The organism is Pararhodobacter sp. CCB-MM2, assembly GCF_001691415.1.
Classification (GTDB): Bacteria; Pseudomonadota; Alphaproteobacteria; order Rhodobacterales; family Rhodobacteraceae; genus Pararhodobacter.
In genome coordinates, this window is the sequence record NZ_LRRR01000001.1 from 404,573 (window position 1) to 419,303 (window position 14,731).

Consider the following 14,731-nt stretch of genomic DNA (forward strand, 5'->3'; position numbering starts at 1 on the left):
AAATCGTCGTAAATACCTATTTACCGCCTATAATTTGATCGGATCGGCCCGCCATGGGCATGTTTCGCGGTCGACAGGCCGTTTTTCAACCACGGAATCCGATTGATCGCGCCGTGCCCCCTGCGTTAGCCTGACCCTGCGCGAACCCATTCATAGAGGTCCCGATGACCGATCTGTCCCCGCAATCGGCCGCCCGTCCGGCCGAACCCTCGCGCATCCCCGAACCTGCCGCGATCACACCGCAGGATCTGCGCATGGCCCTAGCTTCTGGCTGGCATGATTTCCGCCGCGCCCCGCTCTATGGCCTGTTGTTCAGCGCGGTCTACGTGCTGGGCGGGTTGATCATGTACGCGATCTTCGCGGCTGCCGCGGCGGAATACTGGTTCATCCCCATCGCCGTCGGCTTCCCGATCCTCGCGCCCTTCGCGGCCACCGGGCTTTATGAGGTCAGCCGCCGGTTGGAGGCCGGCCTGCCCCTGTCACTGGGCGAGGTCTTCTCGGTCATCTTCGCGCAGAAGGACCGGCAGGTGCCGTCGATGGCGATGTTCATCCTGCTGGTCTTCATGTTCTGGGTATTCATCGCCCACACGATCTTCGCGCTGTTCTTCGGCCTGTCGCCGATCACCGGCTCGACCTGGTCGATGCTGCTCAGCGGCAACGGCTTGATGATGCTGCTGGTCGGCGGCGCGATCGGCGGCGTCATGGCCGGGATGTTCTACGCCCTGACCGTGGTCAGCCTGCCGCTGCTTCTGGACCGCGAGGTCGACTTCATCTCGGCGATGATCGCCAGCTTCGGCTGCGTCAGCCGCAATCCGGTGACCATGGCGCTGTGGGCGGCCCTGATCGCGGCGGCACTGTTCCTCGGCATGCTGGCGATGTTCCTGGGGCTGTTCATCGCCCTGCCCGTCTTCGGCCATGCAACCTGGCACCTGTATCGCCGGCTTCTGCCGCCCGACGCCTGAAACCAACGCACCCACATGCAAAACGGGGGGCCAAGGCCCCCCGCTTTCAATTCCATGATGCCGGTCGATTACTTCGACGGGGCCTTGCTGTCGACCGGGGCCTTGGGGGCCGAAGCCTGCGCGGGGGCCGGCGCCGGAGCAGCAGCAGGGCGCGGTGCCGGGGCGGCAGCTGCGGGCTGGGCCGCCGGCTGCGGGGCGGCAGCGCGCTGGGCCTGCGACGCGGCGGGCTGGCTGGCGCCAGCGAGCGGGTCGTCCTGACGCTGGACCGAACCCTCGAAATGGGCACCGGATTCGATGGCGATGGTCTTGTGGATGATGTCGCCTTCGACGCGGGCGGTCGAGGTCAGGCGCACCTTCAGGCCACGCACGCGACCGATGACACGGCCGTTGATGACAATGTCGTCGGCAATGATCTCACCGCGGATGGTGGCGCTTTCGCCCACGGTCAGCAGATGGGCGCGGATGTCGCCATCGACGACGCCTTCGATGACCACGTCACCCGAGGTGCGGATGTTGCCCGAGATCTGCAGGTCGGCCGACAGCACCGAGGCAGCCGGCTTGGCCTTCGGCGCAGCGGCCGGAGCAGCGGAACCGAAATCCATCGAGGGACGCGACGCCGGCGCCGAGGCCGGGGCCGACGATTCGGCGGGACGCTGAGCTTCGTTGCGTGCCGCGGTTTCGTTGATCCTGCTCTTAGAAAACATTCTGTGCAGCCCTTATGTAGGTCATTGGGTTGATGGGGTCGCCGCCAACTCGGATCTCGTAGTGCAGGTGCACGCCGGTGGATCGGCCTGTGCTGCCCATACCACCAACGCGATCCCCGCGCGAGACCCTTTGGCCCGTTGTCACGGCGATACTACTCATATGCGCGTAGCGGGTTTCGAATCCGAAGTCGTGCTGGATGATGACGATGTTGCCATAACCGCTCTGACGGCCGGCAAAGGTCACGACGCCATCGGCGGTGGCATGGATCGGCGTGCCGCGCGATCCGCCCCAGTCCTGCCCGGCATGCAGGCGGCGGCCACCGGTGATCGGGTCACGGCGATAGCCGAAGGCCGAGGTCAGCCGGGCCGAGCCGACCGGACGCGCAAACGGCGTCCGCTCCAGCGCGATGCGGTAAAGGTCGATCTCTTCCAACGCGGCCAGGACCGAGTTCGCCCGGACTTCGTCGCTATTGGGGTCAAGCGTGCCGGTCGTTGAAATCGAAATAGGCATAAGCGAAGCCGACCGCGTCTGATAACCCGCGCGGACCTGCCGCAGCAGCGAGTCGCTGGACAGCCCGGCAGCCGAGAACATGCGGTCCAACGGCTCGATCGCGCCTTCGATGGCGTCTTCCAGCTGGGTGAAGATCCGCGTGTTGCGGTCCTGGATCAGCCGGTATTCCAGCGCCAGATGCTGCGCTTCACGGGTCGCGTCGTCGGCGACGGTGCGGATCGTCTCGCGCTCATCGGCGGTGCGGTTCAGCGCAGCCAGCACGAAGTCCAGCGTCTGCTCCACCTCACCGAGGTTCTGCGTCGCCTCGGCCAGTTGGGCATTGGCGTCCAGCGCCTCCAGCTCGGCCACGCGGCTGATCGCCTCGTCACGCTCGTCCAAAGTGCCGCTCAGCGTGGTCTGCAGCGCGTCGATGCCGCGCGTCAGCTCGGCGTTGCGCTGCTCGCCTTCCATGATAGCCGTCTGCATATGCGCGACGCGATCCATGGCCTCGCCAAAGCGGGTATGCGCGGCCTGCGCTTCGGCCAGCGCGCGATCGCGCTGGTCGGCCATGTCATTGAGACGCGTCTCGAAATAGCTTTGTTCCCGCCGCGTGTTCTCGCGCAGGTCGTTGGAGCCGACCACCTCGAAGAACATGATGGACGAGGCCACGAGGCTCCACGCCATGTAGCTGACGGTCCCCGTCAAGATCACGCCCTGCGACACGGGGCGCAAGCGGACAAAACGGGTGTTGGTTTCGGAACGCAGGAACAGGCGCTTTTCGGGCAGATATCGCTCGAGCGCGGCGTTCAGTTGGTCGATCCAGGCCCCCACGGGTCCCCCTCTGGAATTGCTTGGCAGCACGTCCTTTGTTCGCGCGTACGCGAAATGGTGCGACTCTGTTAACGAGGACTCCCTGGTCAGGCAACCGTTTTGCCCACAGGGTTCCGCCCCACCGGGCAATAGCCCGCTCATTCGGCAAAAAACCGCCGAAAAAGAGTCGCTTAGGCGTTGGGATTGAACCGGGCGGGGTTCGTGGCCTGTTCTTGCGCCTCGTCCCCGGTCAGCGGCCAGTAGAAATCCGGGGGAATCCCCGCCTCGGCGCGTTTTTCCTCATTGAACGGCGGCTTCAGTGCGCCGTGGAAATAGCGCTTCACCAAGGTGTGGAAAGCGTCCTTCGGGTCCTCGTCATGGCGCCCGCAGAGGAAGTGGAACCATTTCGAGCCATAGGCGACATGGCCGACCTCTTCGGCATAGATCGTCTCCAGCGCCGCAACCGCGCCATCAAGCCCCGCCTTGCGGAAGATCTCGATCATGCCGGGCGTCACATCGAGGCCCCGCGCCTCCAGCACCATCGGCACGACGGCCAGCCGTCCGAGGAAGTCATCCTTCGTATCCGCCGCCGCGCGCCACATGAAGGCATGCGCCGGCAGCGCGCCGTAGAACGAGCCCTGATCCTCGAGCACATCGCACACGAGGTTGAAATGCTTGGATTCTTCCGCCGCAGACTTGACCCAGTCGTCATAGAACCCAACCGGCATCTTCACATGGGTGAAGCGCGCGATGATGTCCCAATGCAGGTCGACGGCGTTGAGTTCGATATGCGCCACAGCATGAATCAGAGCGATCCGCCCCGCCGCCGAGCCGGGCCGGCGCCGCGGCATGTCACGCGGGTTGAGCAGTTCCGGCTTCTCGGGCCGCGCGGGCAAATCCGGCGGGTTGCCGGTGCCGATGGGCATCGGTGTCCCCGCCGCGCGCGCCGCGAACCAGGCCTCGGCGCAGCGCTTCGACAGCGCGGTCTTCGCGCGCCCGTCCGCCGTGTTCAGCACCGCATCGGCGCATTCGGCCAGCGTCGCGGGAATGTCAGTCATTCATTCGTCTTCCAGCGCGATGAGCGCCGCGCCCGCCTCGACCTGCTGACCGGCGCTTGCCAGCACCTCGGCCACGGTCCCGTCGCGCCCCGCGCTCAAGGTGTGTTCCATCTTCATCGCCTCGAGGATCGCAAGGCGCGCGCCCTTTTCCACCATCTCGCCGGGTTTGACAAACACCGCCTTCACGAGGCCCGGCATCGGCGCCAGCACGACCCCCGCCCCGGCCCCGTGATCCGCCGCCACGTCGAGCGGGTCCTTCACGGTGAAATGCACGGTCTGCGCGCCGAAGACGGAGACGGTATCACCCTCGCGCAGTGCTTGCCCCTCGGCCCGCTCGCCGTTGACCCAGAGCGCACCGGCGCGGGCTTCGACCGACAATTCGGTGCCGTTCACGCGCACGATCCAGCCATTCGCGGCCTTCGCCACGGCGCAGGTGTATTCGGTCTCGCCCAGTTCCAGCACCACGCTCTGCCAGAGCGGCGCCCAGAGGGTGAAGCCCGCCAGCGCCCCCTGCCCGGTCCCCGCCGCCGCCAGTGCAGCCAAGGCCACCGTCGTGTCCGGCACCGGCGCCTCGGCGGTCAGCGCCTCGATGTCGCGGCCGATGAGACCCGTATCGACCTCGCCCGCCCGGAAGCCCTCGTGCCGGGTCAGCGCGCCGAGGAAGGCGAGGTTGGTGACCGAGCCCGCCACCTCCGTGCTTTCCAGCGCCGCGCGCAGACGGGCCAAGGCGACCGCGCGGGTCGGGCCATGGGTGATGACCTTGGCGATCATCGGGTCGTACCAAGGGCTGATCGTATCACCCTGCCGGACGCCGCTGTCGATCCGCGCCCCCTCGGGGAAACTGAGATGCGTGAGCGTCCCGGTCGCGGGCAGGAAGCCGGCCGGCACGTCCTCGGCATAGAGCCGCGCCTCGAAGGCATGGCCGGTGATGGTGAGTTCCTCCTGCGCGGCGGGCAGGCTCTCGCCCGAGGCGACACGCAGCTGCCATTCGACCAGATCGACCCCGGTGATAAGTTCAGTCACCGGATGCTCGACCTGCAGGCGGGTGTTCATCTCCATGAACCAGAAGCCGTCCGCGCGAAGGCCGTTCGAGCCGTCGACGATGAACTCGACCGTGCCCGCGCCCTTGTAGCCGATCGCCTCGGCGGCGCGGGTGGCGGCAAGGCCCATCGCCGCGCGCATCTCCTCGGTCATGCCGGGCGCGGGCGCCTCCTCGATGACCTTCTGGTGGCGGCGCTGCAGCGAACAGTCGCGCTCGAAGAGATGCACTGCTTTCGTGCCGTCGCCGAAGACCTGCACCTCGATATGCCGGGGTTGCTGGATGTATTTCTCGATGAGGACTGCGGGGTTGCCGAAGGCGGTCGAGGCCTCGCCCTGCGCGCTTTCCAGGGCGGCGGCGAAATCGCGGCTCACCTCGACCAGCCGCATCCCTTTGCCGCCCCCGCCCGCAACGGCCTTGATCAGCACCGGATAGCCGATCTCATCCGCCGCCGCCTGCAGATGCGCGGGGTCCTGGTTCTCGCCCATATAGCCCGGCACCACCGGGACTCCGGCCTTTTCCATCAATTGCTTGGCCGCGTCCTTCAACCCCATCGCCCGGATCGCGCTGGCCGAGGGGCCGATGAAGGTCAGGCCCGCGGCCTCGACCGCTTCGACGAAATCGGGGTTCTCAGAGAGGAAGCCATAGCCCGGATGGATCGCCTGCGCGCCGGTCTTCAGGGCGGCTTCGATGATCCGCTCGCCGCGCAGGTAGCTGTCCGCCGGACGCGGGCCGCCTATCAGCACGGCCTCGTCGGCCAGCGCGACGTGAGCTGCGTTGGCATCGGCCTCGGAATAGACGGCGACGCTGCGCACGCCCATGGCGCGGGCCGAGCGGATCACGCGGCAGGCGATTTCCCCGCGGTTGGCGATGAGGATCGTGTCGAACATGGTCAGGCTCCGGTCAAACGACAAAGGCCCGCAGACCGTGGACGGTCGCAGGCTGACGAGTGGAATTGTGGGGATAGGTCGCGGCGGCGGAAGCCCGCGGCCGGTTCAGGTGCAGAGGTCGCGTGGCACAGGCGAGATCAGTCGGTGCAACGGGACGCCATCCGCGAAGACCAAGGCCAGTCGCGCCCGCGGTTCGATGATGAACTCCAGCTCGCGGCTTTGCCAAACCTTGGTGCGCAAGGCGATCTCCGAGCGGATGCCCCACCAGGCCTCGGACAGGCAGCGCGCACCGAGCACCGGCGGCGACGCCAGGCCCATGATCTGATGCTCGCGCCGGTCGTGCCCCGGGCAATCCAGCGTGACGGTGTCCCCATCGACGATCGACACCAGCTGACAGCCGACACTGGCATGCCCCGATCCGGCGATGGCATCCGCCACCGGAACGGCGGCCACGGCCAGCAAAAGGATCGCCAGAAGTCGCGGAAGAGACAGGCTGCGGCGCTTGCGCCGTCTGCGCACGCCCTGCGTCAGGCTGTGCCGCAGACCCGAGAGGTCGGCGGTGCGGCCCCCGTCGCGGGAGCGGTGTTGCACAGAGGGGCGAATGGCGTTGCGCATGTGAGATAACCTGCGCGTGATTTGCGGCATGAATTTGGCACACGCCCCGGAAACCCGGCACATTTGCGCCGCAAACGGGCTCATAACTTAAGGATTTTTCTGGATAATATTCATTAACCATTGAAATCTTTCGTGTTCCCAGACCCTTAGGAAGGCACCTGTTGCGGCGGCGTGTTAACTGTGTTTCCGGATATGGGCAAAAGCGCCCAGGCCGAGCACTCGCCCAAATCGCGAAAACAGACGCGGTCGACACCGTGGCTATTGGGTCCAACTGAAGAATCATGACAGCCCTCCGAGATCTTCGACGACCTCGAAATGCTCGATCATCATCGCCATGCCGGCCTCGAACCCACCATTGCGCGACAGGTACGCGCGGTAGCCTTGGCGCCAGTCGTCAAGGTCGCGGAACTCTCCTTGCGGCGAAACATGCGCCTCGGTGACATCCTCGAACGCCAGTTTCTCAACCCGCAAAGTCCGGGTCGCCAGCGCGGGGCGCCCTTGCCAATCAAGCGCAATGTCGATGCGCCCGACCGTCGGCAATCCTTCCGCAACGGCCCGATCCCAGCCATCGCAACTGGCCGTCTTCCACCCCGACCGCATCAGCGCGAGGATCTCGGCATTGAGCGCCGCGCTGTCGCCTGGCGTATAGGCCACGGCGTCCGGGTAACGGTCGAAGGGATCGGGGCGCGCGGGCATCGCGGCTTACATCCGGAAGACGCCGAAGCGCGTGTCGGCAATCGGGGCGTTCAGCGCGGCCGAGAGCGAGAGCGCCAGCACCTGACGGGTCTTGCGCGGGTCGATGATGCCGTCGTCCCAGAGCCGGGCCGAGGCATAGAGCGGATGCGACTGGCGCTCGAACATCTCGATCGTCGGGCGCTTGAACTCGGCCTCCTCGGCGGCGGACCATTGGCCGCCCGTCCGCTCGATCCCGTCGCGCTTGACGGTCGCCAGCACCCCGGCCGCCTGCTCGCCGCCCATCACCGAGATGCGCGAATTGGGCCAGGTCCACAGAAAGCGCGGCTGATAGGCGCGGCCCGACATGCCGTAATTCCCCGCCCCGAACGAGCCGCCGACGAGCATGGTGATCTTCGGCACTGAGGTCGTCGCCACCGCCGTCACCATCTTCGCGCCATGGCGGGCGATGCCCTCGTTCTCGTATTTTCGGCCGACCATGAAGCCGGTGATGTTTTGCAAGAAAACCAAGGGGATCTTGCGCTGTGAGCAGAGCTCGACGAAATGCGCGCCCTTGATCGCGGCCTCCGAGAACAGCACGCCATTGTTGGCGACGATGCCGACCGGCATGCCCATGACATGCGCGAAACCCGTCACCAAGGTCTCGCCGAAGCGCGGTTTGAACTCGTCGAAATAGGAGCCGTCTACTACGCGCGCGATGACCTCGCGGATGTCATAGGGCGTGCGCAGATCGGCGGGCACCGCGCCGAGGATCTCGTCGGGATCATAGGCCGGATCGACGGGTTTCTGCAGCAGCACCGTCTCGGGCTTGCGGCGATTGAGCTGCGCCACGGCGCGACGGGCCAGGGCCAGCGCGTGGCTGTCATTCTCGGCGAGGTAGTCCGCGACGCCCGACAGGCGCGTATGCACATCGCCGCCGCCCAGATCCTCGGCCGAGACGACTTCGCCGGTCGCGGCCTTCACCAGAGGGGGGCCGGCAAGGAAGATCGTGCCCTGTTCCTTGACGATGATGGTCACGTCCGACATCGCGGGCACATAGGCGCCGCCCGCCGTGCAGGAGCCCATCACAACCGCGATCTGCGGAATGCCGCGCGCGGACATATTGGCCTGATTGTAGAAGATCCGGCCGAAATGGTCGCGGTCGGGGAAGACCTCATCCTGATTGGGCAGGTTTGCGCCGCCGGAATCCACCAGATAGACGCAGGGCAGATTGTTCTCGGCGGCGATCTCCTGCGCGCGCAGGTGCTTTTTCACGGTCATCGGGTAATAGGTCCCGCCCTTCACCGTGGCGTCGTTGCAGACGACCATCACCTCCATGCCATGCACGAGGCCGATGCCCGCGATTACGCCCGCGCCAGGCGCCGCACCCTCGTACATGTCATGCGCCGCCGTCGCGCCGATCTCCAGGAACGGCGAGCCGGCATCCAGCAGGTTCGCGACGCGCTCACGCGGGGGCATCTTGCCGCGCGCGATATGGCGCTCGACGGATTTCGCCCCGCCGCCAGCCCCGGCCAGAGCCGCCGCCTGTGCGACGAGGTCCAGCGCCTGCAGATGCGCCGCGCGGTTGGCCTTGAAGCTGTCCGAGCCGGTGAGGATGTTGGATTGCAGTTTCATTGGTCAGTCTCCAGCGCGCGGCGTTTCAGCTCTTTGCGGATGATCTTGCCGGTGACAGTCATCGGCAGCTCGGTCTCGAAGCGCACCTCGCGCGGCACCAGATGGGCCGACAGACGGGTGCGCACATGGGTTTGCAGATCGGCTTCCGAGGCCTCGGCGCCGGGTTTCAGCACGACATAGGCGCGGACGCGTTCGGTGCGCGCAGGGTCCGGGACGCCAATCACGGCGGCCAGCATCACGGCGGGATGGCGCAGGAGGCAATCCTCGATCTCGGAAGGGCCGATGCGGTAGCCGGCCGAGGTGATCACGTCATCCTCGCGGCCGACGAAGCGCAGATAGCCGTCCTCCCATTGGCCGCGGTCGCCGGTCAGGAGCCAGTCGCCACGGAATTTCTCGGCGGTGGCCTCGGGTCGGTTCCAATACTCCAGCAGCATGGAGGCCGAGCCGCGTTTCACCGCGATATCGCCCTCCTGCCCCTCGCCCAGCGGGCCTTCGGGGCCGAGGACCGCCAGCTCATGCCCCGGCACCGGCTTGCCGATGCAGCCGGGGCGCGCCGGGAACAGGGAGCCTGCCGAGGAGGCGATCATGTTGCACTCTGTCTGGCCGTAGAATTCGTTGATCGTCAGGCCGAAGGCGCGCTCGCCCCATGCCAGCATCTCGGCCCCCAGAGGCTCGCCGCCCGAGGCGACCGAGCGCAGGCCCGGCAACGCCATATCGGCGGCCTTGAGCATCTTCAGCGCGGTCGGCGGGAAGAAGACATTGCGCACGCCGCCCTCACGGATCACCTCGCGCGCGGCCTCGGGGGTGAACTTGGCCAGCCGCGCCGCGACCACCGGCACGCCAAGCGCGAGGCCCGGCATCAGCACATCGAAGAGCCCGCCGATCCACGCCCAATCCGCAGGCGTCCAGATCACGTCGCCGGGCTGGCCGAGGCGGTCATGGCTGATCTCGACCCCGGGCAGATGGCCGGTGAGCACCCGATGACCATGCAGCGCGCCCTTCGGGGCGCCCGTGGTGCCCGAGGTGTAGATCAGGACGGCAGGGTCCTCGGGGCCGGTATCGGCGGGCTCAATGTCGTTGTCGTGGAGGTCCAGATGCTCGGGGATATGCGCGGTCACTGGCAGCGAGGACAGCAGCGCCGCCCCCTCGCCATCGGTCAGAACATGCTGCGCACCGCTATCACCCAGCCGGGTCGCCAAGGCATCCGGGCCGAACAGCTTGAACAGCGGCAATGAGATCGCACCCAAGGTCCAGATCGCCAGATGCGCGGCGGCACACCATGTGTCCTGAGCGCGCAACACCGCCACGCGGTCACCCCGCGCCACGCCCTGATCGCTGAGGTAGCCCGCCAGCATCCGCGCCCGGCGCGCCAGATCGCCATAGGACACATCCTTGCGCGCGCCCGACGACAGGTCGACCAGCGCCACGCGCTCGGGCTGGTCCAGCCAGTCGAAACAGGCCTGACGGGCCATGTTCAGCCGCGCGGGCAAGCCCCAACTGAAGCCCTGCACGAGGGCGTCGTAATCGCCCGAAGGCGACAGCATCGGTCGCGTCATGGCTGGCCTCCCTCCCCGGCCGGAACCGGGCGCCTCCCTGTCACGGCTCTTGGCCGTAGTGTCGCAGATCCATCACCCGCTGATGGGTCATCCGGTTCGTGCAATCCGCCCCGGCGATCATCCGCATCGAGCCCGCGCCCCATAGCGCATATTCCATCGCGCAATTGGCATCGCGGAAGGCGATCCAGGCGCGCTGGGCGTCCCGCAGGGTTTCCTCGCGGGCGCTGGCCATCGAGCTGTCGGCCTCGTCGTCATCAAGCCCCCGGGCAAAGGCGCGGGCGCGCTGGTATTCGCGGTTCAGCAAGGTATCCCAGGCCGAGGCTTCGGACAGCAGGCACTCCATCATGCCGTAGGTCGTCTCGCCGTCCGGGGCGCCCTGCATGCAGGCCTGCGCCGCCGTGCCGTAGCAGGCCTCGACCTCGGCATCCGAGGTGGCGGCCTCGTAGCACGGCACGATGCTTTCGGCGAAAGCGTCGTAGGGGGCTTCGGCCATGGCCGGTGTGGACAGACAGCAAAGCAACAGCAGTCTTCGCATGATACCCCTCCTGCAATGGACGGACCGAGGGATGGATCCCTCCGGCCCCTGCGATCTCAGGCCATCGCGCCCATGAGTTCCCGGCCGACCAGCATGCGGCGGATCTCCGACGTACCGGCGCCGATCTCCATCAGCTTGGCGTCGCGGAACAGACGCGACACGGCCGAGTCGTTCATGAAGCCCGCGCCGCCCATCGCCTGCACCGCCTGATGCGCCTGCACCATCGCCTGCTCCGAGGCGTAGAGGCAGCAGGCCGCCGCATCGGCGCGGGTAACCTCGCCGCGGTCGCAGGCCTTGGCGACCTCGTAGACATAGGCGCGGGCCGAGTTCAGCGCCGTGTACATGTCGGCGATCTTGCCCTGCATCAGCTGGAAATTCCCGATCGGCTGACCGAATTGCTTGCGCTCGACCATGTAGGGCATGATCTCGTCAAGGCACGCCGCCATGATGCCGGGCCCGATCGCCGCCAGCACCACGCGCTCGTAATCGAGGCCCGACATCAGCACGCGGACGCCACGGCCTTCCTCGCCGAGGATATTCTCGAACGGGACTTCGACATCCTCGAACACCAGCTCGGCCGTGTTCGAGCCTCGCATGCCCATCTTGTCGAAATGCGGCGACGTGCTGAAGCCGGCCATGGTCTTCTCGATCAGGAAAGCCGTGATGCCCTTCGAGCCCGCCGAAGGGTCGGTCTTCGCATAGACCACCAGCGTGTCGGCGTCGGGGCCGTTGGTGATCCAGTATTTCGTGCCATTCAGAACGAAGCGGTCGTTCTTCTTCTCGGCCCGCAGGGTCATCGAGACCACGTCGGAGCCCGCACCCGCCTCGGACATGGCCAGCGCGCCGATGTTGCGGCCGCTGACGAGGCCCGGCAGATATTTGGCCTTCTGCTCAGGCGAGCCGTTCAGCTTGATCTGGTTCACACAGAGGTTGGAATGCGCGCCATAGGATAGCGAGACCGAGGCCGAGGCCCGCGCGATCTCCTCGACCGCGACGGCATGCGCCAGATAGCCCATGCCCGCGCCGCCGAATTCCTCGGGCACGGTGATGCCCAGAAGGCCCAGCTCGCCCATCTCGGGCCAGAGTTCGTTGGGGAATTGGTTCGACTTGTCGACCTCGGCAGCGATCGGCTTCACGCGGTCCTGCGCCCAACGGTGCACCGTGTCGCGCAGCGCGTTGACGTCCTCGCCCAGGTCGAACTTCATGGATGCGTTGAACATTGGCCCCTCCTCCCCCGAATTGAACGGCTGTTCAATTCCTACGCCCGCCCCCGGATTCGGTCAAACGAAAAACCAAGGTCAGTCTTCGTGACGCCACGGCCTTTTCTGCGCGCGATTGCGCCCGCGCACTTCATCGACCGGGGTTGCGTCCAGCCACGCGCGCTCAGCATCGCGTTCGGCGCGGCGCTCGGCGGCATTCTCGGTGCCCCAATGCTGATAGCGGGTCTTCAGCGTTTCGGGCCGGTCGGCGGCCTCCTCGGGAGCACGGGCGAGCGCCTCCTTGTCAAGGCGGCGCACCTGACGATGGCCCATGGCCTTGATCCGCGGCGCATTCTTGCGCGCAGCCTTGTCCGAGGAATTGGACGCAATCTTGCGTTGGCGCTTGAGGTCGCGCGCCTTGTCGGCCTGCGGGTCACGGATACGATCACTCATGGCACCATTGGGCCACGCGCGGCCGCGCCGTTCAAGGCAAGTTTCCGTCAGCGGAAAATCATCAACGTGGTCAGCGCCAGCAATACGGCCATCACCCGCAGGAAGATCTTCCACGCCCGCGGCGCCGACAGAAGCGCGGTCAGCAGCGAGCCGGCCGCGGTCCAAAACAAGCAGACCCCGAGGTTGACCGAGGAAAAGGCGGTGGCCAGCCGGGCGGCCTCGAACCAGGCCACCTGCCCTGCCCCGTAGCCGGCCGAGGCGGCAAAGGCGATGGCCCAGACCTTTGGGTTGATCCACTGGAACAAGATCGCGCCGAGGAAGGTGAGCGGCTTTGCATCGGCATCGCCGGCGGCACGGGGCCGGCCCGAGGCCTTCCACAGCCCGATCGCCATCCACAGGATGAAGCCCGCCGCCCCCAGCCGCAGGATCAGGTTCAGAAGCGACGAGGCCTGCACCGCCGCGCCCACACCCATCGCCGTCACCCCGGCGGTGATGCCCACGCCCAGCACCACGCCGAACAGATGCGGCAGCGTGCGACGAAAGCCGAAGCGCACGCCCGAAGCCGTCAGCATGATCACATTCGGCCCCGGCGTGAACAGGCCGAGGAACACGAAGGTATAGAGCAGCGGATCGAAGAAGACGTGCAGCGACATGGGGCCCTCACAGGAAACGGGCGGCAGGTTTCCCTGCCGCCCGGTATCAGCATCGGTCAGAGGTTCTAGTCACCCAAGGCGAAGCTTGGCAACCACAGAACCAGCGCCGGGAAGACCACGCAGAGGAACAGACCGAACACCTGCAGCAGCACGAAGGGGATGATGCCTTGGTAGATCTGCTGGATCTTCACCTCGGGCGGGGCGACGCCTTTGAGGTAGAACAGCGCAAAGCCGAAGGGTGGTGTCAGGAAGCTTGTCTGCAGGTTCACCGCCACCAAGATCAGGAACCAGATAACGATCGGGTTCGAGATGCCCGACCAGTCGCCGACATGGCCGCCGAAATCCAGAAGCGCGACGATCGGCGCGAAGATCGGCAGCACGATCAGGGTGATCTCGATCCAGTCGAAGAAGAACCCCAGTGCGAAGACCATGGCCATCAGCACGAAGAGGATCGACCACGGCCCGGCCGAGGAGCTTTCGATGAACTCGATGATGAGTTCCTCGCCGCCGATCGACTTGAAGACGAAGCTGAAAGCCGTGGCGCCTACGAAGATGCCGAACAGCATGGCCCCGGTCAGCGACGAGCGGTAGCAGACGTCCTTGAAGGTCTCCCAGGTCAGGCGACGGTTGAACCACGCCAGCAGCACCGAGCCCGCAGCGCCGACGCCCGAAGCTTCGGTCGGCGTGGCGAGACCCGCGAAGATCGAGCCCAGCACGGCCGTGATCAGGAAGATCGGCGGCAGGAAGCTGCGGAAGATCATGCGCCAGAACTCGGCGCGGGTCGACGGGCCGCTCTCGTCCGGCATCGGCGGGGCCAGATGCGGTTTCCAGCGGCACAGCAGGAAGATGTACAGCGTATACAGCAGCGCCAACAGCAGGCCCGGAACGATAGCGGCGATGAACACCGTGCCGACCGGGACCGACAGCAGGTCGGACATGATGACCAGCATGATCGACGGCGGGATCAGGATGCCCAGCGTGCCCGACGCGGCAATGGTGCCGGTGGCCAGCGGGATCGAGTAGTTGGCCTTCATCATCACCGGCAGCGCCATCAGCGTCATCATCACGACCGAAGCCCCGATGATGCCGGTGGTTGCGGCCATGATCGTGCCCATCAGCGTCACCGACAGGGCCAGACCGCCCGGCACCCGACGCAGCAGCACCTGAAGGGCTTCCAGCAGGTCCGAGGCCACGCCGGATTTCTCCAGCATCGTGCCCATGAAGGTGAACATCGGGATCGCCACCAGCACGAGGCTGGCCATCGTCCCGCCATAGATCCGCAGCGGCACCAGCTGGATCTGGTCCAGACGGAACACCCCGGCGATATCGCCGATCAGCGCGAAGAACAGGGCGATCCCGCCCAGAATGAAGGCGACGGGATAGCCGGTGAACAGGACGACCGCCAGAACGGCGAACATCAACAACGGCAGGAAGTGGATAATCGTGTCCATGTCGATATT

14 protein-coding genes are annotated in these 14,731 nt (G+C 66.3%); 1 reads left to right on the top strand and 13 read right to left on the bottom strand.

What is annotated here, in order from left to right; all coding sequences use genetic code 11:
• Nucleotides 1-164 precede the first annotated feature (164 nt).
• A complete protein-coding gene (locus BCY78_RS01915) occupies nucleotides 165-962 on the top strand; it encodes a DUF2189 domain-containing protein (RefSeq protein WP_068297005.1) in 798 nt (265 codons plus the stop codon).
• Nucleotides 963-1,030: 68 nt separating this feature from the next.
• Here BCY78_RS01915 and BCY78_RS01920 read toward each other — a convergent pair whose 3' ends face one another.
• The 13 genes from BCY78_RS01920 to BCY78_RS01980 all read right to left on the bottom strand — a co-directional run bounded on the left by BCY78_RS01920 (nucleotide 1,031) and on the right by BCY78_RS01980 (nucleotide 14,722).
• Nucleotides 1,031-1,666, bottom strand: a complete 636-nt coding sequence (locus tag BCY78_RS01920; RefSeq protein WP_068297008.1) for a polymer-forming cytoskeletal protein — start codon at nucleotides 1,664-1,666, stop codon at nucleotides 1,031-1,033.
• Complete coding sequence (locus BCY78_RS01925; RefSeq protein WP_068297010.1) at nucleotides 1,656-2,987, bottom strand: DUF5930 domain-containing protein; 1,332 nt, start codon at nucleotides 2,985-2,987, stop codon at nucleotides 1,656-1,658. Before BCY78_RS01925 ends, BCY78_RS01920 begins: the two co-directional genes overlap by 11 nt.
• A 170-nt stretch (nucleotides 2,988-3,157) precedes the next feature.
• The gene (locus BCY78_RS01930; RefSeq protein WP_068297016.1) at nucleotides 3,158-4,024 is read right to left on the bottom strand and encodes a ferritin-like domain-containing protein; all 867 of its coding nucleotides are present in this window, start codon (nucleotides 4,022-4,024) and stop codon (nucleotides 3,158-3,160) included.
• The gene (locus BCY78_RS01935; RefSeq protein ID WP_068297018.1) at nucleotides 4,025-5,953 is read right to left on the bottom strand and encodes an acetyl/propionyl/methylcrotonyl-CoA carboxylase subunit alpha; all 1,929 of its coding nucleotides are present in this window, start codon (nucleotides 5,951-5,953) and stop codon (nucleotides 4,025-4,027) included.
• 105 nt (nucleotides 5,954-6,058) lie between these two features.
• Nucleotides 6,059-6,568: a hypothetical protein gene (locus tag BCY78_RS01940; RefSeq protein WP_068297022.1), complete on the bottom strand. Its 510-nt coding sequence runs from the start codon at nucleotides 6,566-6,568 to the stop codon at nucleotides 6,059-6,061.
• A 279-nt stretch (nucleotides 6,569-6,847) separates the two neighbouring features.
• On the bottom strand, nucleotides 6,848-7,264 hold the full coding sequence (locus BCY78_RS01945; RefSeq protein ID WP_068297024.1) for an ASCH domain-containing protein: 417 nt from the start codon (nucleotides 7,262-7,264) through the stop codon (nucleotides 6,848-6,850).
• 6 nt (nucleotides 7,265-7,270) lie between these two features.
• Complete coding sequence (locus BCY78_RS01950; protein ID WP_068297027.1) at nucleotides 7,271-8,875, bottom strand: carboxyl transferase domain-containing protein; 1,605 nt, start codon at nucleotides 8,873-8,875, stop codon at nucleotides 7,271-7,273.
• Complete coding sequence (locus BCY78_RS01955; RefSeq protein WP_068297030.1) at nucleotides 8,872-10,431, bottom strand: AMP-binding protein; 1,560 nt, start codon at nucleotides 10,429-10,431, stop codon at nucleotides 8,872-8,874. The genes BCY78_RS01950 and BCY78_RS01955 overlap by 4 nt, the downstream gene beginning before the upstream one ends.
• A gap of 40 nt (nucleotides 10,432-10,471) precedes the next feature.
• Nucleotides 10,472-10,966: a lysozyme inhibitor LprI family protein gene (locus BCY78_RS01960; RefSeq protein WP_068297033.1), complete on the bottom strand. Its 495-nt coding sequence runs from the start codon at nucleotides 10,964-10,966 to the stop codon at nucleotides 10,472-10,474.
• A 56-nt stretch (nucleotides 10,967-11,022) separates the two neighbouring features.
• The gene (locus tag BCY78_RS01965) at nucleotides 11,023-12,186 is read right to left on the bottom strand and encodes an isovaleryl-CoA dehydrogenase (protein WP_068297036.1); all 1,164 of its coding nucleotides are present in this window, start codon (nucleotides 12,184-12,186) and stop codon (nucleotides 11,023-11,025) included.
• A 78-nt stretch (nucleotides 12,187-12,264) separates the two neighbouring features.
• Entirely contained in the window at nucleotides 12,265-12,732 is a 468-nt protein-coding gene (locus tag BCY78_RS01970; RefSeq protein ID WP_139103058.1) for a hypothetical protein, read from the bottom strand.
• The gene (locus BCY78_RS01975; protein ID WP_068297042.1) at nucleotides 12,666-13,271 is read right to left on the bottom strand and encodes a LysE family translocator; all 606 of its coding nucleotides are present in this window, start codon (nucleotides 13,269-13,271) and stop codon (nucleotides 12,666-12,668) included. The genes BCY78_RS01970 and BCY78_RS01975 overlap by 67 nt, the downstream gene beginning before the upstream one ends.
• Before the next feature lie 65 nt (nucleotides 13,272-13,336).
• Complete coding sequence (locus BCY78_RS01980) at nucleotides 13,337-14,722, bottom strand: TRAP transporter large permease subunit (RefSeq protein ID WP_068297045.1); 1,386 nt, start codon at nucleotides 14,720-14,722, stop codon at nucleotides 13,337-13,339.
• Nucleotides 14,723-14,731: the final 9 nt, after the last annotated feature.

Excerpts from the sequence above, each read along its gene's own strand:
- BCY78_RS01920 (WP_068297008.1), bottom strand. The coding sequence starts at position 1,666 with ATGTTTTCTAAGAGCAGGATCAACGAAACCGCGGCACGCAACGAAGCT.
- BCY78_RS01960 (WP_068297033.1), bottom strand. The coding sequence starts at position 10,966 with ATGCGAAGACTGCTGTTGCTTTGCTGTCTGTCCACACCGGCCATGGCC.
- BCY78_RS01980 (WP_068297045.1), bottom strand. The coding sequence starts at position 14,722 with ATGGACACGATTATCCACTTCCTGCCGTTGTTGATGTTCGCCGTTCTG.
- BCY78_RS01945 (WP_068297024.1), bottom strand. The coding sequence starts at position 7,264 with ATGCCCGCGCGCCCCGATCCCTTCGACCGTTACCCGGACGCCGTGGCC.
- BCY78_RS01915 (WP_068297005.1), top strand. The coding sequence starts at position 165 with ATGACCGATCTGTCCCCGCAATCGGCCGCCCGTCCGGCCGAACCCTCG.
- BCY78_RS01955 (WP_068297030.1), bottom strand. The coding sequence starts at position 10,431 with ATGACGCGACCGATGCTGTCGCCTTCGGGCGATTACGACGCCCTCGTG.
- BCY78_RS01940 (WP_068297022.1), bottom strand. The coding sequence starts at position 6,568 with ATGCGCAACGCCATTCGCCCCTCTGTGCAACACCGCTCCCGCGACGGG.
- BCY78_RS01930 (WP_068297016.1), bottom strand. The coding sequence starts at position 4,024 with ATGACTGACATTCCCGCGACGCTGGCCGAATGCGCCGATGCGGTGCTG.
- BCY78_RS01950 (WP_068297027.1), bottom strand. The coding sequence starts at position 8,875 with ATGAAACTGCAATCCAACATCCTCACCGGCTCGGACAGCTTCAAGGCC.
- BCY78_RS01935 (WP_068297018.1), bottom strand. The coding sequence starts at position 5,953 with ATGTTCGACACGATCCTCATCGCCAACCGCGGGGAAATCGCCTGCCGC.
- BCY78_RS01965 (WP_068297036.1), bottom strand. The coding sequence starts at position 12,186 with ATGTTCAACGCATCCATGAAGTTCGACCTGGGCGAGGACGTCAACGCG.
- BCY78_RS01975 (WP_068297042.1), bottom strand. The coding sequence starts at position 13,271 with ATGTCGCTGCACGTCTTCTTCGATCCGCTGCTCTATACCTTCGTGTTC.